The organism is Streptomyces sp. NPDC002888, from assembly GCF_042888465.1.
Lineage (GTDB): Bacteria > Actinomycetota > Actinomycetes > Streptomycetales > Streptomycetaceae > Streptomyces.
The window spans coordinates 158162-181665 of sequence record NZ_JBIAPU010000006.1; the positions used below are offsets into that span (position 1 = coordinate 158162).

24 protein-coding genes and 2 pseudogenes are annotated in these 23504 nt (G+C 71.3%); 11 read left to right on the forward strand and 15 right to left on the reverse strand.

Annotated features, from left to right (window positions below):
* Positions 1-76 precede the first annotated feature (76 nt).
* Positions 77-1483, reverse strand: a complete 1407-nt coding sequence (locus ACFYWX_RS12255) for an NAD(P)/FAD-dependent oxidoreductase (protein ID WP_389423893.1) — start codon at positions 1481-1483, stop codon at positions 77-79.
* The gene (locus ACFYWX_RS12260; RefSeq protein ID WP_389423894.1) at positions 1480-2145 is read right to left on the reverse strand and encodes a rhomboid-like protein; all 666 of its coding nucleotides are present in this window, start codon (positions 2143-2145) and stop codon (positions 1480-1482) included. The genes ACFYWX_RS12255 and ACFYWX_RS12260 overlap by 4 nt, the downstream gene beginning before the upstream one ends.
* On the opposite strand from ACFYWX_RS12260, the gene ACFYWX_RS12265 reads away from it, so the two are divergent.
* Together ACFYWX_RS12265 and ACFYWX_RS12270 are read left to right on the forward strand one after the other, a co-directional pair.
* A complete protein-coding gene (locus tag ACFYWX_RS12265) occupies positions 2144-3076 on the forward strand; it encodes an aminoglycoside phosphotransferase family protein (RefSeq protein ID WP_389423895.1) in 933 nt (310 codons plus the stop codon). The genes ACFYWX_RS12260 and ACFYWX_RS12265 overlap by 2 nt on opposite strands.
* The gene (locus ACFYWX_RS12270; protein ID WP_389423896.1) at positions 3073-3552 is read left to right on the forward strand and encodes a GNAT family N-acetyltransferase; all 480 of its coding nucleotides are present in this window, start codon (positions 3073-3075) and stop codon (positions 3550-3552) included. Before ACFYWX_RS12265 ends, ACFYWX_RS12270 begins: the two co-directional genes overlap by 4 nt.
* Positions 3553-3643: 91 nt before the next feature.
* Here the strand turns inward: ACFYWX_RS12270 and ACFYWX_RS12275 are convergent.
* The 3 genes and pseudogenes from ACFYWX_RS12275 to ACFYWX_RS12285 form a co-directional block, all read right to left on the reverse strand.
* Positions 3644-4065: pseudogene (locus ACFYWX_RS12275) on the reverse strand (MFS transporter); the annotation flags it as partial.
* Positions 4066-4081: 16 nt separating this feature from the next.
* On the reverse strand, positions 4082-5062 hold the full coding sequence (locus tag ACFYWX_RS12280; RefSeq protein WP_389423897.1) for a zinc-binding dehydrogenase: 981 nt from the start codon (positions 5060-5062) through the stop codon (positions 4082-4084).
* 50 nt (positions 5063-5112) lie between these two features.
* Positions 5113-6273, reverse strand: a complete 1161-nt coding sequence (locus ACFYWX_RS12285) for an NAD(P)-binding protein (RefSeq protein WP_389423898.1) — start codon at positions 6271-6273, stop codon at positions 5113-5115.
* 143 nt (positions 6274-6416) lie between these two features.
* Here ACFYWX_RS12285 and ACFYWX_RS12290 point away from each other — a divergent pair, with 143 nt between their 5' ends.
* Positions 6417-7094, forward strand: a complete 678-nt coding sequence (locus tag ACFYWX_RS12290) for a pentapeptide repeat-containing protein (RefSeq protein WP_389423899.1) — start codon at positions 6417-6419, stop codon at positions 7092-7094.
* A gap of 50 nt (positions 7095-7144) precedes the next feature.
* On the opposite strand, the gene ACFYWX_RS12295 is transcribed toward ACFYWX_RS12290, so the two are convergent.
* Complete coding sequence (locus tag ACFYWX_RS12295; protein ID WP_389424081.1) at positions 7145-7645, reverse strand: hypothetical protein; 501 nt, start codon at positions 7643-7645, stop codon at positions 7145-7147.
* A gap of 106 nt (positions 7646-7751) precedes the next feature.
* Between ACFYWX_RS12295 and ACFYWX_RS12300 the strand changes: the two genes are divergently transcribed.
* Positions 7752-9173, forward strand: a complete 1422-nt coding sequence (locus ACFYWX_RS12300; protein WP_389423900.1) for a M1 family metallopeptidase — start codon at positions 7752-7754, stop codon at positions 9171-9173.
* Positions 9174-9189: 16 nt separating this feature from the next.
* On the opposite strand, the gene ACFYWX_RS12305 is transcribed toward ACFYWX_RS12300, so the two are convergent.
* The 3 genes from ACFYWX_RS12305 to ACFYWX_RS12315 form a co-directional block, all read right to left on the reverse strand.
* Positions 9190-9672 carry a hypothetical protein gene (locus ACFYWX_RS12305; RefSeq protein ID WP_389423901.1) on the reverse strand — a complete coding sequence of 161 codons (483 nt, stop codon included), beginning with the start codon at positions 9670-9672 and terminating at the stop codon, positions 9190-9192.
* Positions 9673-9677: 5 nt separating this feature from the next.
* On the reverse strand, positions 9678-9809 hold the full coding sequence (locus ACFYWX_RS12310; protein WP_389423902.1) for a hypothetical protein: 132 nt from the start codon (positions 9807-9809) through the stop codon (positions 9678-9680).
* 190 nt (positions 9810-9999) lie between these two features.
* On the reverse strand, positions 10000-10575 hold the full coding sequence (locus ACFYWX_RS12315; protein WP_389423903.1) for a TerD family protein: 576 nt from the start codon (positions 10573-10575) through the stop codon (positions 10000-10002).
* Between the two features lie 183 nt (positions 10576-10758).
* Here ACFYWX_RS12315 and arfB point away from each other — a divergent pair, with 183 nt between their 5' ends.
* Both arfB and ACFYWX_RS12325 read left to right on the forward strand, forming a co-directional pair.
* Complete coding sequence (arfB, locus tag ACFYWX_RS12320; protein WP_389423904.1) at positions 10759-11193, forward strand: alternative ribosome rescue aminoacyl-tRNA hydrolase ArfB; 435 nt, start codon at positions 10759-10761, stop codon at positions 11191-11193.
* A gap of 91 nt (positions 11194-11284) precedes the next feature.
* Positions 11285-12131, forward strand: a pseudogene (locus tag ACFYWX_RS12325) (sigma-70 family RNA polymerase sigma factor).
* Between the two features lie 33 nt (positions 12132-12164).
* Here the strand turns inward: ACFYWX_RS12325 and ACFYWX_RS12330 are convergent.
* Both ACFYWX_RS12330 and ACFYWX_RS12335 read right to left on the reverse strand, forming a co-directional pair.
* The gene (locus ACFYWX_RS12330) at positions 12165-12635 is read right to left on the reverse strand and encodes a GNAT family N-acetyltransferase (protein WP_389423905.1); all 471 of its coding nucleotides are present in this window, start codon (positions 12633-12635) and stop codon (positions 12165-12167) included.
* A gap of 99 nt (positions 12636-12734) precedes the next feature.
* Entirely contained in the window at positions 12735-13319 is a 585-nt protein-coding gene (locus tag ACFYWX_RS12335) for a flavin reductase family protein (protein WP_389423906.1), read from the reverse strand.
* A gap of 304 nt (positions 13320-13623) precedes the next feature.
* Between ACFYWX_RS12335 and cdgB the strand changes: the two genes are divergently transcribed.
* Both cdgB and ACFYWX_RS12345 read left to right on the forward strand, forming a co-directional pair.
* Entirely contained in the window at positions 13624-15264 is a 1641-nt protein-coding gene (gene cdgB, locus ACFYWX_RS12340; RefSeq protein ID WP_389423907.1) for a diguanylate cyclase CdgB, read from the forward strand.
* A gap of 131 nt (positions 15265-15395) precedes the next feature.
* Entirely contained in the window at positions 15396-16352 is a 957-nt protein-coding gene (locus ACFYWX_RS12345; protein WP_389423908.1) for a carbohydrate-binding protein, read from the forward strand.
* Between the two features lie 8 nt (positions 16353-16360).
* Here the strand turns inward: ACFYWX_RS12345 and ACFYWX_RS12350 are convergent, their stop codons facing one another.
* The 3 genes from ACFYWX_RS12350 to ACFYWX_RS12360 all read right to left on the reverse strand — a co-directional run bounded on the left by ACFYWX_RS12350 (position 16361) and on the right by ACFYWX_RS12360 (position 19495).
* Complete coding sequence (locus tag ACFYWX_RS12350; RefSeq protein ID WP_389423909.1) at positions 16361-17290, reverse strand: 1-phosphofructokinase family hexose kinase; 930 nt, start codon at positions 17288-17290, stop codon at positions 16361-16363.
* Positions 17291-17408: 118 nt separating this feature from the next.
* Positions 17409-18551 (reverse strand): N-acetylglucosamine-6-phosphate deacetylase, encoded by a 1143-nt coding sequence (gene nagA / locus ACFYWX_RS12355; RefSeq protein ID WP_389423910.1) that lies wholly within the window; start codon positions 18549-18551, stop codon positions 17409-17411.
* Positions 18551-19495, reverse strand: coding sequence for an ROK family protein (locus ACFYWX_RS12360; RefSeq protein WP_389423911.1), 945 nt, complete (start codon positions 19493-19495; stop codon positions 18551-18553). The genes nagA and ACFYWX_RS12360 overlap by 1 nt, the downstream gene beginning before the upstream one ends.
* A gap of 104 nt (positions 19496-19599) precedes the next feature.
* Here ACFYWX_RS12360 and ACFYWX_RS12365 point away from each other — a divergent pair, with 104 nt between their 5' ends.
* From ACFYWX_RS12365 to otsB, 3 genes are read left to right on the forward strand one after another with little or no spacing between them, the layout of a single operon-like run.
* The gene (locus ACFYWX_RS12365; protein ID WP_389423912.1) at positions 19600-20865 is read left to right on the forward strand and encodes an extracellular solute-binding protein; all 1266 of its coding nucleotides are present in this window, start codon (positions 19600-19602) and stop codon (positions 20863-20865) included.
* A 34-nt stretch (positions 20866-20899) separates the two neighbouring features.
* Positions 20900-21127, forward strand: a complete 228-nt coding sequence (locus ACFYWX_RS12370) for a DUF3263 domain-containing protein (protein WP_389423913.1) — start codon at positions 20900-20902, stop codon at positions 21125-21127.
* Positions 21128-21166: 39 nt separating this feature from the next.
* A complete protein-coding gene (gene otsB / locus ACFYWX_RS12375) occupies positions 21167-22027 on the forward strand; it encodes a trehalose-phosphatase (protein ID WP_389423914.1) in 861 nt (286 codons plus the stop codon).
* On the opposite strand, the gene ACFYWX_RS12380 is transcribed toward otsB, so the two are convergent.
* Positions 22015-23499, reverse strand: a complete 1485-nt coding sequence (locus ACFYWX_RS12380) for a trehalose-6-phosphate synthase (protein ID WP_389423915.1) — start codon at positions 23497-23499, stop codon at positions 22015-22017. The two genes, otsB and ACFYWX_RS12380, sit on opposite strands and share 13 nt — an antisense overlap.
* Between the last annotated feature and the right edge of the window lie 5 nt (positions 23500-23504).

Here is a 23504-nt window from a genome sequence, read left to right on the forward strand (position 1 = left end):
GGGGGAGGGTGCCGGAGGGGGTGCGGGGGTGGCGACCAGTTTTCGTTCGCCGCCCATCCATGGGTAACGCCGCCTCTCAGTGCCGTCCCGCCACCCGATCCGCCACCCGGGCCAGTCGCGACGAGCCCGCGCTGTGGCTCGCCCGCTCCCGTCGGTCCGCCGAGCGGTACGTCGCGTACATGCCGTGGACGCCGAGCCAGCGCAGCGGCTCCGGTTCCCATCGGCGGACCTTGTGGTTCACCCACGGCAGGTCCGTGAGTTGCGTGCGGGTGCCCTGGCCGGAGTCGCGTTGGACGAGGTCGCGGAGGGTGCGGGCGGCGAGGTTGGTGGTGGCGACGCCGGAGCCGACGTAGCCGCCGGCCCAGCCGAGGCCGGTCGAGCGGTCGAGGGTGACGGTGGCGCACCAGTCACGGGGTACGCCGAGGACGCCCGACCAGGCGTGCTCCACCCGCACTCCGGTCAGTTGGGGGAAGAAGTCGACCAGGATGTCGCGCAGGGCCTCGATCGTGGCGTCCTGGGTGCGTCCGTCGTGGTCGGTGCGTGATCCGTAGCGGTACGGCACGCCGCGTCCGCCGAGTGCGATGCGGCCGTCGGGGGTGCGCTGGGCGTACATGTAGGCGTGTGCCATGTCGCCCAGCGTCTCCCGGCCGTTCCAGCCGATCGTTTCCCACTGGTCGTCGGTGAGTGGTTCGGTGGCGATCATCGAGGAGTTCATGGGCAGCCAGGTGCGTTTCTGGCCCTTGAGGGAGGCCGTGAAGCCTTCCGTGCAGCGGAGGACGTAGGGGGCGCGGACGGTGCCGTAGGGCGTGACCGCGTGCTTGGGGCGGATTTCTGTGACCGGGGTCGACTCGTGGATCGTGACGCCCAGTGCCTCGACGGCCGCCGCGAGCCCCTTCACCAGTTTCACCGGGTGCAGGCGCGCCCCGTGTGGGGTCCATGTGGAGCCGACGGCGTCCGCGATTCTGATCCGTTCGGCCGTCTGCCGGGCGCCGTACAGTTCGCGGTCCTTCTCGCCGAACGCGAGCTCGGCCTCGTGGAACGCTTTCAGGCGCGCCAACTGGGCGGGCGTGCGGGCGACTTCGAGTACTCCGCCCTTGTGGATGCCGGCGTCGATGCCCTCGTCCGCGGCTGCCCGGATCACCTCGTCGACGGTGTCGTTCATGGCCCGTTGGAGGCGTGCGGCGGCGTTCTGGCCGTGCAGTTTCGCGTATCGGTCGCGGCCCGCGATGCCGTTGTACAGCCAGCCGCCGTTGCGGCCGGAGGCTCCGTATCCGCAGAACTTCTGCTCAAGGAGGGTGATCCGCAGGAACGGTGCGGCCTTCTTCAGGTAGTACGCGGTCCACAGCCCGGTGTATCCGCCTCCGACGATCACGATGTCGGCGGACGTGTCACCGGCGAGTGGTTCGCGGGTCACGGGGAGCCCGTCGTCCGCGTACCAGAAGGAGATGCCCCCGTTGACGATTCCGCTCGCCGCGCTGCTCATGGGCGGACGTTATCCCTGAACGCTCGCAGTGTCTCCTTCGGATTCCATGGTTCTCCGCGGCCCCGCGTCAAGGGATGGCAGGCCAGGCCGATCAGCAGGGCGATGAAGTGTCCGACGTCGGTGAAGGTCCCGCTGACCGCCAACGGCAGTGCGTACACGGCGAACACGACTGCGAGGTAGCCCAGTCGCCACGGCATGGCGATGCGGTAGGTGAGGACGCCCATGACTCCCGCGAGCGCGTAGCTGACGCCGATGTCGAGGGCGTCGACCGATGAGAACGGGGCCCGCCCCTCCCAGATCGCCATGAGTACAGCGCCCTCGCTGATCAGTGTCGCCAGGACGTGTGCGCCCAGGCACACCACCAGCCAGCGCACCGTGCCCAGCCAGCGTTCCGCGGGGGCGTGGAAGAGGCTGTAGAGGACGAGATAGGGCAGCCAGATCCCGCCGTCGATCAGCATCGCGCTGGCGAACAGTACCCGCAGCGGGTTCTCCGAAAGGCCGGTGATGTTCGTCGACCGTGCGCGCAGGAACTCCTGCTCGAACTCCGGGGACATGAGGTGCACGGCCACGGTGGTCACGAACAGCATTCCCAGCCACACGTATGTCCCGGGGGCACCGCGGACGTACGCGACGACCTTGTGCAGGCCTGCGCTAATTCGCATGAGCCGATTCACGCACGCCAGTATCGTCCGGCCCGTGATTGACATTCCGGGCGGGCTGGCCAAGGCGCAGGAGGAGTTCAACGGTGAGGCGGGGCGCGCGTTCATCGCGGGGTTGCCGGATCTGGCGGCCGGGTTTCTCGACAGATGGGAGCTGCGGCTGGACGGTCCGGCGATGCACGGGGTGTCCGCTCTGGTCCTGCCGGTGGTCGCCGCCGACGGGGCCCGGGCCGTGCTCAAGCTCCAACTCCGCGACGAGGAGAGCGAGGGGGAGCCGGTCGCGCTGCGCGTGTGGGCCGGCGACGGGGCGGTTCGGCTGCTGCGGCACGACGAGCCGACGGGGACGATGCTCCTCGAACGCCTTGATCCGACCCGGATGCTGTCCCACGAGCCGGACGTCCACGAGGGCGTCCTCGTCATCGCCGGCCTGCTGGCCCACCTGACGTCCTTCCCGGCTCCGCGGGGCATGCGCCGTCTCGGTGACATCGCCCACGCGATGCTGGAGCAGACCCCGTGGGCTCTCGGCCGCGTCCCGGATCCGGAGGCCCGCGGCCTGATCGCCGACTGCGCGTCCGCCGTACGTGAGGTCGTCGGCGAACCGGGGGACCGGCTCCTGCACTGGGACCTGCACGACGAGAACGTCCTCGCGTCCGACCGCGCCCCCTGGCTCGCCATCGACCCCAAGCCCCTCGCCGGGGACCCCGGGTTCGAGCTGTGGCCCGCCATGGCCAACCGTTTTGACGCCGACGACATCCTCTGGCGCTTCGACGCCATGACCGACGTACTCGCCCTGGACCGCGAACGCGCACGGGCCTGGACGCTCGGCCGGCTGCTGCAGAACTGTCTGTGGGACATCGAGGACGGCCGTGAACTGGACGAGGAACAGCTGGAGATCGCCCGCCGTCTGCGGCCAGGCCCTAGTCTCCCCGCATGATCCGCACCGCGACCCCCGCCGACGTCCCCACCATCCACGCCCTCATCCGCGAACTGGCCGAGTACGAGAGGGTCCCGCACGAGGCGAAGGCGACTGCGGAGCAGCTCCACGAGGCTCTGTTCGGCGATCGTCCCGCCGCCTATGCCCACATCGCCACCGATGACGGCACCGGCGAGGCGGTCGGCTTCGCTCTGTGGTTCCTCAACTTCTCCACCTGGCGCGGTGTCCACGGCATCTACCTCGAAGACCTCTACGTCCGCCCGGAGGCTCGTGGCGGCGGCCACGGCAAGGCCCTCCTGACGGAGCTTGCCCGCATCTGTGTGCGGCGTGGCTATGAGCGTCTGGAGTGGGCGGTCCTGGACTGGAACCGCCCGGCCATCGACTTCTACGAGGCTCTCGGGGCGCGTCCGCAGGACGAGTGGACGGTGTACCGGCTGACGGACGGGGCGTTGGCGAGGCTGGGGGCGGGCAGCTAGACGGGGCCGGGGGCTGTCCTCTCGTGCACGGGGCCGGCAGCCGCCCGCTCGTGCACGGGGCTGGGCCGGCCGCCGCCGTCTTGTCCGCTGTTCAGGCTACCGATTCCGGTACCGCCGACTCGGCCGGTGCCCCGTGCCCAGGTGGCCTCGTCGTCACCATGAGGCCTGCGATGAGGCCGGCCAGGAGCATGATGGCGGCGGCCCAGGCGATGGCGACGGTGTAGCCGTGGACGATGCCTTCGCGGGTGATGAGGGCTTTTTGGCTGAGGTCGTGGAGGTGGGCGGTGATGTAGGCGGCGCTGCTGGTGGTGGCGATGGTGTTGAGGAGGGCGGTGCCGATGGAGCCGCCGACTTCTGGGAGGTGTTGACGGTCGCGGAGGTGACGCCGGTGTCCTGGGGGGCGACTCCCGCGGTGGCGGTGGAGAAGACGGGCATGAAGGTGAGGCCCGTGCCGAGGCCCATGAGGATGAGAGCGGGGAGGATTTCGGTGGTGTAGGAGGAGTCGACGGTCAGGGTGTTTTGTGCCTGGTCATGGCTCCAGTACCACCTTTCCGATCGTTCCGCGGGTCTGGAGTGCCCGGTGGGCGGCGGCCGCCTCGGTGAGGGGGAAACGGTGCACGGCGGGGGTGAGGCGGCCGGTGGCGGCCTCGGTGAGGGCGCGTAGTTCGAGGGTGCGTACGGGGCTGGGGCCGCCCGCCTTCCGCATCATCACGGGGCCGAGGACCGACTCGGAGACGCCTTCCACGAGGTAGGGGCCGCCGTCGTGCAGGCCCTCGCCGGACCAGCCGAAGACGAGGTGCTGTCCGCCGGGGCCGAGCAGGGCGACGGCCTCGCGGGCGATGTCGCCGCCGACGCCGTCGAAGACGACGGTGGCCGCCTTGCCGCCGAGGTGGGCGCGGACCTTCTCGGGCCAGGTGGGGTCGTTGTAGTCGACGGCGAGGTCGGCGCCGTTCGCCTGGACGCGGGCGACCTTCTCGGGGCCGCCGGCGAGGCCGATGACGGTGGCGCCGGCGTTCTTCGCGTACTGCACGAGGAGGGTGCCGATGCCGCCCGCGGCCGCCGGGACGACGGCCACCGAGTCGGGGCCGAGCTCGGTGAACTGCAGGATCCCCATCGTCGTACGGCCTGTGCCGATCATGGCGACGGCCTGGGCGGGGTCGAGGCCGGCGGGGATCTCGTGGACGCGGTCGACGTCGGTGACGGCCAGTTCGGCGTAGCCGCCGGGAGCGAAGCCGAGGTGGGCGACGACGCGCTTGCCGAGCCAGAGGGCGGCGACGCCCTCGCCGAGGGATTCGACGGTGCCGGCGACCTCGCGGCCGGGGATGGTGGGGAGGGCCGGCAGTTCGGGCAGGGGGCCTTGCATGCCCTCGCGCAGGGCGGTGTCCAGGAGGTGGACTCCGGCCGCTTCCACGGCGATGCGGACCTGGCCCGGGCCCGGCAGCGGGTCCTCGACCTCCTCGTGGGTGAGGTTCTCGGCCGGGCCGAAGGCGTGCAGGCGGATGGCGTGCATGTGGGCTCCCCCAGTTCGTGGACCTGCTTTCGGGCCCCCACTCTTCGACCTCAAGCTTGCTTGAGGTCAAGGGTGTGGCGGCCCAGTGCCAGGGACACTGCCGTGAGGGCGCTGTTGAAGGACACCTCGGACAGCACGCCGGGGGCGGCGACCTGGTCGCCTGCGAGGTAGACGCCGTCGCCACGGTCCACGGCGGGACGGTCGCGCCAGCTGGTGCCGGGCAGGTCGAGCGCGCCGGTACGGCCGTCCGCGATGGCTTCGCGGCGCCAGGTGACGCGGTCGCGCCAGCCGTCGAAGGCGAGGTCGAGGAGCTCCTCGGCGCGGGCGACGCCGTCGGCCTTCGTCTCGTGCGGGGCGAGGGGGATCTGCCCCTGGATCAGCTGTTCGCCGGCGGGGGCGAGCGACCGGTCCTGGGCGGTGAACCGCTCGAGCCAGCCGGTCGCGTCGAGGTCGGAGACGGCGAAGGCGTCGCCGCGCCGGGTCCGCAGGGCGAGGTCGATGAGGGCGGTGCGCCCGCTGGGCCAGGTCAGGGAGTCGTCCCCCAGGAGGCGGCGGGCGGCGGCGAGGGAGGTGGCGACGACAACGGGGGTGTCGGTCGGAAGGGTGTCGACGCGGGAGAGGGTCTCCATGCGTACGCCGAGGTTCCAGGCGCGGGAGGCCATCCGGTCGATCATGCTCGCCCAGCCGCCGCGCGGGTAGTGCGCCTCGGGCGGGAGTTTGGTGGCGCGGCGCAGGCGTTCCTGCACGAACGCGGCGGACAGGGCGCCGGGGTCGTGGTGGAAGAGGGCGACGGCGGAGTAGTGGGCGGCGGCGCGGGCGCCCTCCTCACCGGCCTGTCGGGTGGCCCAGGTCATGAAGTCGACGTCCACGGGGGCCTGCTGGGCGGTGCGGCGCAGCAGCTTGAGCATCGCGAAGGGCGGGGTGCGGCGCAGGACGCCCTTGTGGCGCAGCCGTAGCCGGGCCGCTTCCAGGGGCGGGACGGGGGCGAGGGCACCGATGAGGTCGCGCTGTTTGAGCCAGGCCCAGTGGGGGCCGCCGTTGTAGAGGGCGTGCGGGCCGTCGTTCGTGCGGTACGGCTCCTCGGTGGTGCGTGCTCGTCCGCCGAGAGTGTGGTGGGCTTCGTGCATGGTGACCTTGGCGCCCGCCTCGGCGGCGGTGATGGCCGCGGTGAGTCCGGCGAAGCCGCCGCCGATGACGGTGATGCGGTGCATGGCTGGGGGTCTCCCTCTGGTGTTCGGGGTCGCCTTTCTGTGCATACGACCGGGGGACGGCACCGGAATGTGACATCGGGGCGTTGTTGTCGGTGTTTTTGCAGGTCAGGGTGATTGTCAGTGGTGGGGTGCAGCATGGGGGCATGGTGAGGCGAGCGGCGACCGGTGGGACCGGTCCGAAGGGGGCGCGGCGGCCGGAGGTGCGGCTGCCGACGCTGGAGGAGTACGGCGGGGGGCTCGAGCCCGACGGGGACTACGACGGGGTGGAGTTCCGTGAGGCGGACCTGTCCGGTCAGGACGGCGCCGGCGCGCGGTTCATGGACTGTGCGCTGACGGGGTGCGCGCTGGACGACACCCGGCTGCGTCGCGCCCGCGTCCTGGACTCCGTCCTGAGCGGCATACGGGGTGTGGGCACCGACTTCGCCGAGGCGACCCTGCGTGACGTCGAGCTCCTCGACGCCCGCCTGGGCGGAACGCAGTTGCACGGCGCCGTCCTGGAGCGGGTCCTGGTCCGCGGCGGCAAGATCGACTATCTCAACTTCCGCAGAGCCAGGCTCCGCGACGTCGTCTTCGAGAGCTGTGTCCTGGTCGAGCCGGACTTCGGCGGCGCTCGCCTGGAGCGCGTCGAGTTCGTCGACTGCACCCTGAAGGCGGCGGACTTCAGCGCGGCGACCCTGACGGACGTGGATCTGCGCAGGGCGGCTTCGCTGGAGGTCGCGCGGGGCGTGGGGCGCCTTGCGGGGGCGGTGATCAGCCCGGCGCAACTGCTGGATCTGGCACCGGTGTTGGCGGCGGAGATGGGGATTCGGGTGGAGGGCTGAAAGGCGCCGGAGTCGGAGCCGGTCCTGCCGTGCTCCGGCGGAGCCTGGTTCTAGGACACCCGCGGGAAGCGGGCCTGGAGGGTCCAGATCGCCGGGTTTTCCGCCAGGTCCTCGTGCAGGTCGATGAGGTCGGCGATGAGGTCGTGGAGGAAGTCGCGGGCCTCGCGGCGGAGTTCGGTGTGGGAGAAGGTCAGCGGGGGTTCCTCCGCCGGCATCCAGTCGGACTCGACGTCCACCCAGCCGAAGCGGCGCTCGAAGAGGAGGCGGTCGGTGGACTCGGTGAAGTCCAGTTCCGCGTGCTGGGGGCGGGAGGCGCGGGAGCCGGCCGGGTCCTGGTCCAGGCGTTCCACGATGTCGCACAGGGCCCAGGCGAAGTCGAGCACCGGCACCCATCCCCAGGCTGTGGACAACTCCCGGTCCGCCTTGGTGTCGGCGAGGTAGACGTCACCGCAGAACAGGTCGTGGCGCAGGGCGTGGACGTCCGCGCGGCGGTAGTCGGTCTGCGGTGGGTCGGGGAAGCGGTTGGAGAGGGCGTAGCCGATGTCGAGCACGTAGGTGATGGTGTCACGCCGTACGGATGCGGCTGCGATCGCGATCCCTGCCCAGAGGGTCACGTTCCGCCCACATGGTCATGATCCGCCCCGTAGGATCCCGATCATGCCCCGATCCGTGCGTCCGGCCCCCGCTCTGGCCTCGTTCGCCCTGCTCGCTCTCGCCCTCACCGCGTGCAGCGGCGGAGGCGGTGTCGAGGGCACGCCCGGTGGCTCCGGCGTTCGCGACCCGTACTTCCCCAAGGCGGGCAACGGCGGGTACGACGTGACGCACTACGACCTGAAGCTCGCCTACGACCCGGAGAAGCGCCACCTCACCGGCACGGCCGGCATCACGGCGCGCGCGACCAAGGACCTCTCCGCGTTCGACCTCGACCTCAAGGGCCTGGACGTCGACACGGTCACCGTGGAGGGCAAGGGCGCCCGTGTCAGCCGCAGCGGACAGGAGCTGACCGTCCGCCCGCACGACGAGCTGGCCGAGGGCGAGACCTTCCGTGCGACGGTCCGCTACTCCGGCACCCCGGTCACGATCACCGACCCGGACGACTCCGAGGAGGGCTGGCTGCCGACCGCCGACGGCGCGCTGGCGCTCGGGGAGCCGACCGGGTCGATGGCGTGGTTCCCCGGCAACCACCACCCCTCCGACAAGGCGACCTACGACATCGCCGTCACCGTGCCGAAGGACCTGCAGGCCGTCTCCAACGGCGAGTTGCGGAGCGAGCGGACCGCCGACGGGCGCACGACCTACGCCTGGCACACCGCCGAGCCCATGGCGAGCTATGTCGCCATGCTGGCCATCGGGCACTACGACATCACCCGCACCACTGCGGGCGCGGACCGTTTGCCGGTGTACACCGCCGTCGACCCGGAGCAGGCCGGCGCGAGCCGCAAGGTGCTGGCGAAGATCCCCGAGATCATGGAGTGGGCCGAGTACAACTTCGGCCCGTATCCCTTCTCCTCCACCGGCGCGGTCGTCGACCGTGAGGACGACGCCGGGTACGACCTGGAGACCCAGAACCGGCCCGTCTTCTCCGGCGCCCCCAACACCGAGACCCTCGTCCACGAACTCGTCCACCAGTGGTTCGGCAACTCGGTCACGCCGAAGAGCTGGCGGGACATGTGGCTCAACGAGGGCTTCGCGACGTACGCGCAGTTGCTGTGGGAGGAGGACAACGGCGGGGACAGCGCGCAGGAGACCTTCGACGCGCTCTACCGGGGCGACTACTTCGACGACGCGGAGAGCGGGGAGGCGATCTGGGCGTTCCCGCCGGCGAAACCGTCCGGCGCCGCGCACATCTCCGACAGTCCCGTCTACTGGCGCGGCGCCATGGTCGTCCACAAGATCCGGCAGACGGTCGGCGACGACGCCTTCTACGACATCGTCCAGGGCTGGACGGCCGCCCACCGTCACGGCAACGCCGACACCGACGACTTCACCGCGTACGTCGAGCAGAAGGCACCCGACAAGGACTTCGACGCGATCTGGGAGGACTGGCTGTACGGGGAGGGAAAGCCGGCCCATCCGTGACGCCCGGCCCGACGTGTCACACCCGGCGTTCGAGGTCCCCACGCATCGCCGCCCGGGCGTCCCACACGGCCCGGGCATGGCGGAGGCGATGTTCCTGGAACTCGGGGGAGTCCAAAGGGGGATTCCCGGCCGCGAGGACCTCCATCAGCTCCCGCAGGGTCGCGTAGACGGCCTCGATCGCGTCCGACATCTCCTGCGGCGCGCAGATCAGCGCCGACTCGCGGACCTCGTCGCTGCCTGACGCCCGGAACACTTCCCGTACCGCAGCGTCCCTCGTCACCCCGTCGCCGGTCGCGCCGTCCGCCGTCCGGTTCGCGGCTGCGTACATGTCCTCGTACGCCTGCCGGTACTTCGTCAGGCAGGCCACGTAGATCTCCTTGCGTTCCTGCCGGTTGCGCTCGGTCAGGTCGCGCTGCCAGCGCACCCGGTCGGCGAGCAGCGTCGAGCCGACGCCGACGAGGGCGCCGAGGCCGGTGGCGGCGAGTGTTGCCCAGTCCATGCCGGTCAGGCCATGCCCGACTCGGGCAACTCGTCAAGCAGCCGGGCCAGTTCAGGCGGCCACACTGGTTCCTCCTTCTCGGCGAGTTCCTCGCGGGTCCACCAGCGCCAGGTGAGGATGCCGTCCTCGGAACTCACGCTGGGAGGCGTACAGCGCCGTGAGTTCGGTGAGGAGAGGTGGTGGTGTTCGGCCCTCGGGGGTGAGCGGGAGCGGCGTGAGGATCACGCCGGGCAACCTATCGCGGGGACGGCGGAGCCCCCGGCCCTTTTTTTTCCGCGGCCGGGGGCTCCGTCAGAGCCTGGGTGTCGCTCAGGCGTTCGCCGTCGCTCAGACGTTCACGCCGAAGTCCTGCGCGATGCCGACGAGGCCGGAGGCGTAGCCCTGGCCGACGGCGCGGAACTTCCACTCGGCGCCGTTGCGGTAGAGCTCGCCGAAGACCATCGCCGTCTCCGTCGCCGCGTCCTCCGACAGGTCGTAGCGGGCGATCTCGGCGCCGCCGGCCTGGTTGATGATGCGGATGTAGGCGTTGCGGACCTGGCCGAAGTTCTGCGTGCGGTTCTCCGCGTCGTAGATCGAGACCGGGAAGACGATCTTGTCGACGTCGGCCGGGAGACCGGCGAGGTTGACGTTGATCGCCTCGTCGTCGCCCGCGCCCTCGCCGGTGCGGTTGTCACCGGTGTGGACGATGGTCTGGTCCGGCGTCTGCTTGTTGTTGAAGAAGACGAAGTGGCCGTCCGAGTAGACCTTGCCCTGCGTGTTGACCGCGATCGCGGAGGCATCGAGGTCGAAGTCCGTACCGGTGGTCGTGCGGACGTCCCAGCCGAGGCCCACGGTGACAGCGGTCAGGCCCGGAGCCTCCTTGGTGAGCGAGACGTTGCCACCCTTGGACAGGCTTACAGCCATGGTTCGGGAGTCCTTTCCTCGTTTTACGTACGGCAGTACCGCAGTACGGCATGAAGCTACAGCTACCCCTATGAACGCCGAGAGGGGTGTCACAGTTCCAGGCGCTTTACTTTCTTTACCCGACGTCCCGCGCATGGCCTACCCGGGATATTCGCGTGACGTGGACCGGACAGAACAGGGAACATGGACGGCATGTCCGGTCCGTACTTCATCCGCGGCTCCGTCTCCTTGCCCGAGGCCGAGCTCCTGTGGCGTTTCTCGCGCTCGTCCGGTCCGGGTGGCCAGCATGTGAACACCACGGACTCGCAGGTCGAGCTGCGTTTCGACCTGGCGGGGACCGAGGCGCTGCCCGAGGTGTGGAAGCAGCGGGCACTGGAGCGGCTGGCCGGGCGCCTCGTCGACGGGGTGATCAGCGTCCGCGCCTCCGAGCACCGGTCCCAGTGGCGCAACCGCGAGACCGCCGCCGTCCGCCTGGCTGCGCTCCTCGCCGAGGCGACGGCTCCCCCGCCCAAGCCGCGCAGGGCGACGCGGATTCCGCGCGGGATCAACGAGCGACGGCTGCGGGAGAAGAAGCAGCGCTCGGACACCAAGCGGGGGCGGTCGGGGCGCGACTGGTAGCGCCCGCGGGATCCCCCGTGCTGTCACATTCCTCGTTCGCCGTCCGTCAAGGAGATGACGGCACATCCCGACGGACGAAGGACCGCATCCCATGACCGACAACGGCAGCGACTTCCTGGCCGATCGCTTCGAGGCACACCGCCCTCACCTGCGTGCCGTCGCCCAACCGCATGCTCGGCTCGCTCGCCGAGGCCGACGACGCGGTGCAGGAGGCCTGGTTCCGGCTGAGCCGTTCCGACGTCGGGCAGGTCGACAACCTCGGTGGCTGGCTGACCACGGTCGTCGGCCGGGTCTGCCTGGACATGCTGCGTTCCCGCAAGTCCCGCGCCGAGCAGCCCCTGGACACCTGGACCCCGGCGCCGTCCGCCGAGCCCGACCCCGCGCAGGACGCGCTGCTCGCCGACACCGTGGGCGCCGCCCTCCTGGTCGTCCTCGACACCCTCACGCCCGCCGAACGGCTCGCCTTCGTGCTGCACGACCTGTTCGCGGTGCCGTACGAGCAGATCGCCGACATCGTGGGCCGTACGCCGACGGCGGCGCGGCAACTCGCCAGCAGGGCCCGGCGCCGGGTGCAGGGTGCCCCGGATCCCGGCACCGACCTGGCCCGGCAGCGCGAGGTCGTCGACGCGTTCCTGGCGGCCGCGCGGGACGGGGACTTCGAGGGACTGCTCGCCGTCCTGGACCCGGACGTGGTCGCACGCAGCGAGGCCGGGCTGACCGCGGGCGCGGCGGCGGTGGCGGCAGGCGCGGCGCGCTTCGCCCACCTCGCCGGCGTCGCACAGCCCGCCCTCGTCGACGGCGTCACGGGCGTCGTGGTGCTGGTCGACGGCCGCCCGGCGCGCACGCTGAGCTTCGCCCTGGTGCGGGACCGGATCGCCGTGATCGACATCGTCGCGGACCCCGAGAAGCTCGCCCGGCTCGACATCGCCCTCGCCTAGGGCCCCAACAGGCAAGGGCACTGGGCCAGGTCCTCAAGGCAGTTCCAGTACCCCGACCGTCTGGTCTCCGCTGGTCTCTCCCGTCGTCCGGAAGCCCAGCCCCAGATAGAAGCCCTCGGGGCCGGTCGGGCCGGGGTGCCAGGTGACGTACAGCTCCTTGCCGCCGCGGCGGCGGATCTCGGTGGCGACGGAGTCGACGGCGAAGCGGCCGTAGCCCCTGCCCTGCGCGTCGGCCGCGATGTTCAGGCGCCACAGGCCGGAGCGGAAGAGGGTGCCGTCGCCGCGCCAGTCGATGTCGAGGAAGGCCATGAGGAAACCGACGGGACGGTCGTCGTCGACGATCAGACGCGGCCAGGCGACGCCGGCGGGATGGACGTAGGCCTCGGCGAGGGACTGCGTCACGGGAGAGACCGCGTGTTCCTGGTCGGGGCGGACCCGAATGGCGGTGGCGGCCTCGAAATTCCCGGGTGTGATTTCTTCGAGACGCAGTCCGGATGTGATCATGCGCGCACCCTAGGCGGCGAACTCACGCCGCTGCCAAGGGATTTCCGACCTCGCCGACATCTCCGTCCGCTCTCCGTCCCCTCCGTCCGCTCTCCGTCCTCACGCCAAATGCCGGTAACGGCCCCGGAAATAGACCAGCGGCCCGCCCTCCGCGCTCGGTACGCGGGCCGTCAGCACCCGGCCGATCACCAGGGTGTGGTCCCCGGCGGCCACGCGCTGCTCGGTGCGGCACTCCAGGGTCGCCAGGGCGCCGCTCACCAGGGGCGCGCCGGACTCCTCGCCGCGTTCGTACGGGATGTCCGCGAAGAGCAGCCGGTCGCTGACGCGGCCCTTCATGGCGAAGCGGCCGGCGATGTGCCGCTGGCTCTCGGACAGCACCGACACCGCCCACAGGGGCTGTTCGTCGAGCAGGTCGTCCATGCGGGAGCCCTCGCGCACGCTGACCAGCACCAGCGGCGGATCCAGGGAGACCGACAGGAAGGCCGTCGCCGTCATGCCGGCGTCCTCGCCGCGCGGGGCGTCGGGGTCGTCGGGGTCGAGCGGCGGCTCCAGCGCGGTCACCAGGACCACACCGTCGGCCAGCCGCGACATGGCGGCACGGAACTCTTCGTTGCTCACCCCCTCAGCATGCCCAAAGGCGGCGGGGGCGGCGGGCGAGGGCACGGTGGGGTGGGTGTTCAGCACACCGGGAACGCTAGTGTCGTGCCCTTGCGGTGCGCATCGGACCTCCGGCCGAGCGGAGTCCTAGGACCCGAGGCGGAAGTCGGAAGCCCGCAAACCTTTCCTCGAGTAAACACACAGAGGAAACACAGAAACCCCCACTCAATTGTTCACGTTCTCCTGTGACTTGAGTCACAAGAGCCATTAATTGTTGACCCTGTGTACCGAGTGGGGAGCGCGCTGTGATTCAGTGGCAGGGAAAGCTGCTAGGACGATATGCCGAAGAGAACCCTTGATTCGCTGCGAGGTCTCGGGGGGGAGGGCGAGCATGGAGACCGAGTCGGAACCCTACGTCCGTCTTGCGTCCCTGCGACAGTTGCACCAGGTCATGGCCGACATGAACACGGCCCGCAGCCTGGCCGACACACTGCAGACCGTCTCGGACGGAGTCGTCACCGCCCTCGGGTACGAACTGGCGTGCGTCAACCTCGTACGCCCCGACGGCGACCTCGTGGTCGCCGCCTTCTCGGGCAACCCGGCCGCCGAGGCCCTCATCACCGGCCGCGTCGGCTCCCGCGAGTCCTGGGAGCGCCGTCTGAGCATGGGCGAGACCTGGGGCGACCTGGTCTTCATACCCCACACCGAGGGCTGGATCCTCGACGACGACGACGTCCCGCAGTGGTACACCGACGGGCCCGCGCCCCGCTTCGAGGACGAGTGGCACCCCTCCGACCGGCTCTTCGCGCCCATGTACACACCCGCCGCGCCGGGCGGTGGCTCCTGCGGCGAGCTGATCGGCGTGCTCTCCGTGGACCGGCCGCGCAACGGACGCCACCCCGGCGCGTGGGGACGCGAGGCGTTGCAGATGTACGCGTTCCAGGCAGCCATCGCCATCAGCAACGCGCGTCTACGTGCCAACATGCAACGCGCCCTGGTCCGCCTCGAACGGGAGCAGCAGGCACTGCGCGCCAGTGAGGAAAGCTTCCGGCAGGCCTTCGAGTACGCCCCCTCCGGCATGGCCATCGCCGAGATGGGCGGCGACCAGCACGGCAGGATCCTGCGCACCAACGACGCCCTGTGCCGCCTCCTGGGCCGCCCGGCCTCCGCGATGCGCCGCTACGCGTTCTCCGACCTCGTCCACCCCGAGGACATCGGCACCCTGCTGCGGACCTCCGCCGAGGGCGGCCGCGCCGAGCTGCGCCTCGGCCGCCGCGACGGCAGCTACGTGTGGGTGTCCCTGCGCAACAGCGTCGTCGCCGACGCCGCCGACGGGCCCCGCTTCCTGCTCACCCACGTCGAGGACATCGAGGAGCGCAAGCGCCGCGAGCTCCAGCTCGCCCACCGCGCCTCCCACGACTCCCTCACCGGCCTGCCGAACTCCGCCGAGCTGCGCTCGAGGCTGTCCGCCCGTCTCTGTCGCCGGCCGCAGTCGGCGGACCCGGCAGTCCTGGAGTCCCACGACGCGGCCTTCGGCCACCCCGCCTTCGACTTCCCGCCGAGCGCCGAGTCCTTCGACGCCTACGACCACCACGTCCACACGGTCGCCCCCGAGGGCGAGATGGACGACGGCACCAAGGGGCTCGCGGTCCTCTTCTGCGACCTCGACGGCTTCAAGTCGATCAACGACCGCTTCGGGCACAACGCGGGCGACGCCGTCCTCATCGAGGTCGCCCGGCGCCTGAGCAACCAGGTCCGCGACGGCGACACCGTCGCCCGGCTCGGCGGCGACGAGTTCGTGATCCTCGCCGACGGACTCGGCCGGGCCGACGCCCAGGACCTCGCCGTACGGCTGCGCAACGAGATCATCCAGCCCATCCGCGCCGAGGGCCGGGCCGTCCGCGTGGGCGCCAGCTTCGGCATCGGCTGGGCACACTGTGGGATGACCGCGGACGAAGTGTTGAAGTCCGCTGACGAGCGGATGTACGTCGAGAAACGATCTCGTCCCAAACAACACAGACGCGCGGGATGAATCCCAGGTCAGCGAGTTGATGCGGTCCGAGTCACCCGTTTGGGTCAGCTGGAGCGGGTAGGCTCGCCATTTGCCACACGTACACGAACGCGTACCGCATCCGCCCCGCACCTGTTGAGGAGTACGAAGGGATGACGCCCGGCAACAACGGCGCGAGCACGCCGGAGGACGACGATCCGTTCGGCTACCTCTACGCCGACGGACAGGCCAACGGAGCCCAGCCGCCGTCCGGGGGCTACGGCTACCCGAACTCGGTCAACAGGGTCCGGCCGGTCGGCCAGCGCCCGTACGGGCAGCAGGCGCCGACCGGGCAGTACGGCCAGCCCGCCCAGACCGTGCAGCAGCAGGGAGCGCACGGCCAGCCGAACGCTCACTACGCCGCCCCCGAGACACTCCCCGGCGGGGCCCAGACCAGCCAGCAGCCGTCGCACGGCGGCGGTGGCCGGGGCCGCGGCCCCAACACCAAGGGCCTGCTCATCGGCGCGATCACGGTCGTCGCCGCAGTCGTGATCGGCATCGGCATCGCCATGATGAACGGCGACTCCGACAAGGACGACAAGACCGGCAACGCCGCCGCCTCCACGCCGACCCAGCAGCAGAGCGGTGGCTCCGAGCCCAGCCCGTCGAGCAGCAGCGGCAAGACCGACGAGAAGCAGAAGGAGCTGCCGAAGGTCGAGGCCAAGGCCCTGCGCCTCGGCGGCAGCGCCGCGCTCGCCTCGGACGTCAAGGGCGCCGAGTCCGGCGGCGGCGTCTACGTGAACCTCAACCAGGTCGGCAACTCCGTCACCTGGAGCGTCGACGGCATCCCGTCAGAGGGCGCCTACACCCTGTTCGCGCACTACAGCACGGCCGGCGAGGACCAGGCGATGACGCTCACCGTCAACGGCAAGAAGTTCGGCAGCCCGATGCCGCTGGAGAACTACACGCACGTGAAGGACGGCGACTTCGAGCACGGCTGGACGACCACCTACGCCTGGCCCACGCTCACCCAGGGCACCAACACGCTCACGCTCTCCTGCGAGAACGGCGACAAGTGCAATGTGCTCCTCGACAAGCTGTACCTGAAGAAGGGCCAGGTCAAGCGCTAGCCGAGGCCCTACGCGGCGGTGACCTCCCCGGTCACCGCCACCCGGCCCAGCAGCTCCTCGTACACCGCCCGGTCGAACTCGCCCGCCACCGGGGACAGCACCGTCGCCACGGACAGGGCGGTCGCGCGGGCCAGGCGGTCCGGCCAGGGCAGGTGTTCCACGAGGCCCGACAGCAGGCCCGCGACCACCGAGTCGCCCGCGCCCGTCGGGTTGCCGTGGACACGGGCGGGCGGGACGGCGCGCCAGCGGCCCTCCGGAGCCGCGGCGAGCAGGCCCTCGGGGCCGAGTGAGGCGACCACGGCCCGGGCACCCCGCCGACGCGCGTCCTGGGTGGCACGCAACGGCTCGTGGGAGCCTGTCAGTTCGGCGAGCTCGTCGGCGTTGGGCTTGACGATGTCCGGGCGGGCGGCGACCCCCCGGCGCAGCGGCTCACCGCCGGTGTCCAGCAGGACGGGCACGTTCGCGGTGCGGGCGGTGCGCACCAGGCCCGCGTACGCGCCCACCGGCACCCCCGGCGGCAGGCTGCCGCACAGGGCCACCGCCGACGCGGCCGGGACCAGGTCCTCGTAGGCCTCCTGGAAGGCGGACCACTCGGCGGGCATGACGGCCGGTCCTGGCTCGTTGAGCTGGGTCGTGTCGCCGGTCCGCTCGTCCACGACGGCGATCGTGCGCCGCGTCGCACCGGCGACCGGCATCAGCGCGTCCCCTACTCCGGGCACCCCGGCGAGCTGCTCCTGGACCACCCGCCCGGTCGCGCCGCCCACGAAGCCGGTGACCGTCACCTCGTGCCCGAGCGCCGCCAGTACGCGGGCCACGTTCAGCCCCTTGCCGCCGGGCCGCTCCACGACCGCGGAGACCCGGTGCGAGCCGTGCGGCCGCAGCACGGGCACGCGATAGGTGATGTCGAGAGCGGTGTTCAACGTGACCGTGAGGATCACCGTGCCGACCTCCCCCGAGTGCGTGCGCCTGCCATCTGTCCGGAGGGTCGATCATGCCAAAGAGACGGCGGTCGGCCCAGAGCACGGGTCGGCCACCGTCTCGTGACTGGCGGACGTATCAGCCCAGTTGGGGATCGACCACCCACTCGCCGTGGCGCATCACGCCCTTGAGGGCGAAGTCGGCGTCGAGGAGGACCAGGTCGGCGTCCTTGCCCGGGTCGAGGGAGCCGATGCGGTCGTGCAGGCCCAGCAGGCGGGCCGGGTTGGCGGAGAGGGCGGCGACCGTGTCCTCGACGGAGATCCCGTCGACGGTCACCGCCCGCTTGAACGCGCGGTCCAGCGTCAGCGTCGACCCCGCGATCGAGCCGCCCTCCACCAGTCGCGCGACGCCCTCGCTGACCTCGACCTCCAGCGGGCCGAGCATGTAGTGCCCGTCACCGATGCCGGCCGCGTCCATCGCGTCGGTGATGAACGCCACCCGCTCCGCGCCCGCGTGATGGAACGCCAGCTGGAGCGAGGCCGGGTGCAGATGCGTGCCGTCGTTGATGAGCTCGACCGTGACGCGCTCGTCCTCCAGGAGGGCCGCGATCGGGCCGGGCGTGCGGTGGCCGAGCGCGGGCATCGCGTTGAACAGGTGCGTCGCGACCGTCGCGCCCGCCTCGATCGCCTCCACCGTCTGCTCGTACGTCGCGTCGGTGTGCCCGACCGCCGCGATCACCCCGTGCTCCACGAGCAGCCGTACGGAGTCGATGCCGCCCGGCAGTTCGGTGGCCAGCGTCATCATCGCCGCCCGGCCGCGCGCCGCGTCGACCAGCTTGCGCACCTCGGCCGGGTCCGGGTCGCGCAGCAGCCTCTCGGAATGCGCGCCCTTGCGGCACGGTGAGATGAACGGCCCCTCGAAGTGGACGCCCGCGAGATCGCCCTGCTCGGCCAGCTCGGAAAGGAGCCCGGCCTGCTTGACGAGGAAGTCCATGTCGTCGGTGACGGTCGAGGCGACGAGCGTGGTCGTGCCGTGCAGCCGGTGGGCGCGGATGGCCGTCAGCGCGTCCTCGACCGAGCCCGAGAAGGACGCGCCGCCACCGCCGTGGTTGTGCAGGTCGACGAAGCCGGGGACCAGCCAGTGCCCGCTCACGTCGACGACCTGCGCGTCTTCGGGAGCGCGTTGCGCGATGCGCGTGCCCTCCACGATCAGGCGGCCGCCCGGGACGATTTTGGTGGGCATGACCACCTGGGCACCGGCGAGAACCTTGGTCAGGGCCATCAGGTGGTTACCTCCGCGGGAGTCGTAGGAGTGTTCAGAAGATCCCAGGCGAGGAGCCCCGCGCCCAGGCAGCCGGCGGCGTCACCCAGCGCCGCGGGGACGATTCCCGGCAGCTTCTGGAAGGTGACCCGCCGCCGGACGGCGTCCCGCAGCGGTGTGAACAAGGTTTCCCCCGCCTCGGCGAGCCCGCCACCGATGATGAGCGTGCGCGGGTCCAGCAGAGTGAGCGCGGTGACCAGGCCGTCGGCGAGCGCGTCCACGGCCTCCTGCCACACCCGTACGGCGTCCGGGTCGCCGGCCGCCACGGCCTTCGCGCAGTCCGCCGCGTCCGCGTCCGGGTCGCCGCCGGCCGCGGCCCACGCCTCGCTCACCGCCGCCGCGGACGCGAACCGCTCCAGACAGCCGCGCTGTCCGCACGGACAGGGGGCCCCGCCCGGTCGTACGACGATGTGACCGATCTCGCCCGCGAAGCCGTGCGCACCCGCCTCCACCCGGCCGTCGACGCCGATGGCACCCGCGATACCGGTGCCGAGGGCCACGAACAGGAACCGGTCGGCGCCCCGCCCCGCACCGATGCGGCCCTCCGCGAGACCGCCGGTGCGCACGTCGTGCCCGAGGGCGACCGGAAGGTCCAGCTCGGCGCTGATCAGCTCGCGCAGCGGGACGTCACGCCAGCCGAGGTTGGCCGCGTAGACGGCGACGCCGTGGGCCTCGTCGACGATGCCGGGGACGGCCACGCCGGCGGCGACCGCGGGCTCGCCGAGGTGCCGTACGCCGTACGCGTGCAGCTCGGCGGCGAAGTCGAGGATCTCGGCGACGACCGCGTCCGCGCCGCGCTCGCGCCCGGTGGCCCGGCGGGCGCGGTGCAGCAGTTCGCCGTCCGGCCCGGCCAGGGCGGCCTTCATCCCGGTGCCGCCCACATCGAGGGCGATGACATGTCTCACGGGGACAGTGTGGCCCGCCGACCCGCAAGAGGTCTAGTCCACTCGCGTGGTGTAGACCTTATGGTTCACTTATTGAACGGCGAGACAGCAGGGTTGGGGCAGCAGTGCAGCGGCGCAGGACAGGAACGATCGCGGTGATCTCCGCACTGGGTATGACGGCGGCCCTCGGGGGCTGCGGTCTGACCGGAGGATCCGACGACGTCACCCTGAGACTCGTCGCCGCCGACTACGGCGACAGCGCCGGCAACAGCTCCAAGAAGTACTGGGGCTCGCTGGTCAAGGAGTACGAGGACCAGCACCCGGACGTGAAGGTCGAGGTCAGCGTCTACTCCTGGAGCGACGTCGACCGCAAGGTCAAGGAGATGGTCAAGGCCGGCGACGCGCCCGACATGGCGCAGATCGGCGCGTACGCCGACTACGCCGACGAGGGCCTGCTCTACAAGGCCGGCGACGTGCTCTCCATCCCCACCCAGGCCGACTTCGAATCCCAGCTGGCCTCCGCGGGGCAGGTGCACGGAATCCAGTACGGCATGCCGTTCGCGGCCTCCACGCGCCTGCTCTTCTACAACAAGACCCTCTTCGACGAGGCCGGCCTCACCCCGCCGAAGACCTGGGACGACCTCGCCGGCGACGCGGCCGCGCTCAAGGCGGAGGGCGTGAAGTACCCCTACGCGCTGCCGCTCGGGCCCGAGGAGGCGCAGGCCGAGACCATGCAGTGGCTGCTCAGCGGCGGGGGCGGCTACACCGAGACCATCGGCGCCTACAGCCTCGACTCCGCGCAGAACGTCGAGACGTTCGCCTGGCTCAAGGACGAACTCGTCAGCAAGGGCCTCACCGGGCCGGTCGCGCCCGGCAAGCTGAACCGGGCCGACGCGTTCGCCGCGTTCGCCGCGGGGGACGTCGGCATGCTCAACGGCCACCCGTCCCTCATGAAGGCCGCCGCGGCGAAGGGCGTGAAGTTCGGCATGGTGCCGATGCCGGGCAAGGACGGCGCGAGCAAGGCGACGATGGGGGTCGCCGACTGGATGATGGCGTTCAAGAAGAACGGGCACCAGGACCAGATCGGGGAGTTCCTCGACTTCGTCTACAGCAAGCAGAACGTGCTCACCTTCTCGCGCACCTACGACCTGCTGCCCGTCACCGAGTCCGCGTCGGCGGCGATGTCGACGGACGAGGAGGACAAGGACCTGCGGCCCTTCCTCGAGGAACTCCCGCTGTCCGCGCTCTACCCCGTCGCCAAGACCTCCTGGGCCGAGGTCAACGCGGCCGTCAAGCAGCGCATAGGCCAGGCCGTCACCTCGGGCGGCAGCCCCGCCACCGTCCTGAGCCGCCTCCAGGCGACCGCGACGGCGGCGGACAGCGGACAGTAGCTGCCTGTCAGTGCCCCGGGCTACGGTGGCGGACATGACCGAGCTCGGCCGACGCGAACAGGACATCCTCGCCCTGGAACGCCGGGGCTTTTCCGGCCCCGGCGCCAAGGAACGAGCCATCCGCGAACAACTCGGCCTGGCCCCCGTCCGCTACTACCAACTCCTCAACGCCCTCCTCGACGACCCACGCGCACTGGCGTACGACCCGGTGACGGTCAATCGCCTGCGGCGCATACGGGAGGGGAAGCGGGCGGAGCGCTGAACCGCCCCCGCTCCACCCCACCCCCGATAAGGTCGCCGTATGGGCAGCCACGACAAGGACTCCACGGAAGCCATCTCCTCTGTCCCCACCCCCACCACCCCACCCGGCCGCGACGGACTGAACGCGATCCTCACGCACCCCCGCCGGGCGGTGATCGCGCTGGACTTCGACGGGACGCTCGCGCCGATCGTCGCCGACCCGGAGCAGGCCCGGGCCCACCCGGACGCGCTCGCCGCGCTCGCCGCACTCGCACCGAAGGTCGCCGCCGTGACGGTGATCACCGGCAGGCCGGCCGACGTGGCCGTGCGGCACGGCGGGTTCGACTCGGTCGCGGGGCTGGAGCGGCTCGTCGTGCTCGGGCACTACGGTGCCGAGCGCTGGGAGGGCGGCACCGTCACCGCCCCCGAGCCGCACCCCGGCGTCGCCGCCGTCCGGGCCGAGCTGCCGCGGGCCATCGAGCGAGCGGGCGCCTCGCACGGAACCTGGATCGAGGAGAAGGGACGGGCCGTCGCCGTCCACACCCGTCGCGCCGACGACCCACAGGCCGCGTTCGACGCCCTGCGCGAACCCCTCACCGACCTCGCCACCCGCCACGGACTGATCGTCGAACCGGGCCGGCTGGTCCTCGAACTCCGGCCGCCCGGCATGGACAAGGGCGTGGCCCTGCTCGAACACGTACGGGAGACCGGCGCCGAGGCCGTCCTCTACGCCGGCGACGACCTCGGCGACCTCCCCGCCTTCGCCGCCGTCGACAAGCTCCGCTCCGACGGCACCCCCGGCCTCCTCGTGTGCAGCGGCAGCGCCGAGGTCACCGAACTGGCCGAGCGCGCGGACCTCGTCGTCGACGGCCCGGCAGGGGTCGTACACCTGCTGCGGGCGCTGGCGGATCAGCTGGACTGAACCTCGCGCAGCGCGTTCAGCTGGTCCAGGAACCACTGGGTCGGAGGCAGCGCGGTCGCGGCGGCCGCCAGGCGCTTGGTCCGCTCCGCCCGCTCCTCCGGCCGCATGGACAACGCCTCGTGCAGCGCCCGCGCGGTCTCCATCACGTCGAACGGGTTGACGGTGATCGCGTCCTCACGCAGCTCCCAGTACGCGCCCGCCTCCCGCGACAGCACCAGCGCGCACCCCGCGTCCGAGACGACCGGCACCTCCTTCGCGACGAGGTTCATGCCGTCCCGGATGGGGTTGACCAGGGCCACGTCGCCGAGGCGGTAGGCGGCCAGGGAGCGGGCGAAGTCGTCCTTGAGGTGCAGGAGGACCGGGGTCCAGCCCGGGGTGCCGTACTGCTCGTTGATCTCCTCCGCCAGCCGCCGCACCTCGGCCATGTAGTCGCGGTAGACGGCCAGGTCCTGGCGGGAGGGGTAGGCGAAGGCGACGTGCACCACCCGTTCGCGCCACTCGGGGTGGTCCTCCAGCAGCTGCCGGTACGCCAGCAGCCCGCGCACGATGTTCTTCGACAGCTCGGTCCGGTCGACCCGGACGATGGTTTTGCGGGCGCCGCCGTCGGGCGCCCTGCCGATCTCCTCGCGCAGCGCAGCGATCCGCTCGTCGACGTCCGCCTCGTGCGCCCGCTTGCGCAGGAACTCCGCGTCCGCGCCGAGGCCGTGCACGGAGATGCGCGTGCGGTGGCCGGGCCGGGTCCAGTCGCGCGCGTACTCGAGCGTGGCCCGGATCCCCTCATCGCCCTGCCGGCCGACGATCTGGGGGTCCGTCGCCTCCGCGCACGCGGCGAAGGCCGACGCCCACCGATGGGTCAGGAACCCGAGCCGGTCCGCGCCGAGCATGCCCAGCACCAGCTGCGAACGGATGTCCTCGGGGAGCATCGCGAAGTAGTCCGGCGGCGCCCACGGCGTGTGCGAGAAGTGACCGATGCGCAGGTCGGGGCGGAGTTCGCGGAGCATGCCGGGGACGAGACAGAGGTGGTAGTCCTGCACCAGGACCGCCGCACCCTCGGCCGCCTCCTCCGCCAGCGCCTCGGCGAACGCACGGTTGTAGGCCTCGTACGACGCCCACTGGCGCCGGAACTCCGCGTCGAAGACCGGCTCCAGCGGAGTCAGGTACAGCATGTGGTGGACGAACCACAGCACGGAGTTCGCGATGCCGTTGTACGCGTCCGCGTGCACGTCCGCCGCAATGTCCAGCATCCGTACGCCGTGCTCGCCCACCCCGCGCCGGATCGCCTCCCGGTCGCCGTCGGACAGCGCCGAGCACACCCACAGCGCGCCGGCGTCCGGGTCGATGGCCGACAGGCCCGACACGACCCCGCCGCCACCCCGTTTGGCGTGGAGCGAGCCGTCCTCGCGCACCTCGTACGAGACCGGGCCGCGGTTGGACGCGACCAGCACCTGAGCAGCACCGTTGGTTGACGCCATACGCC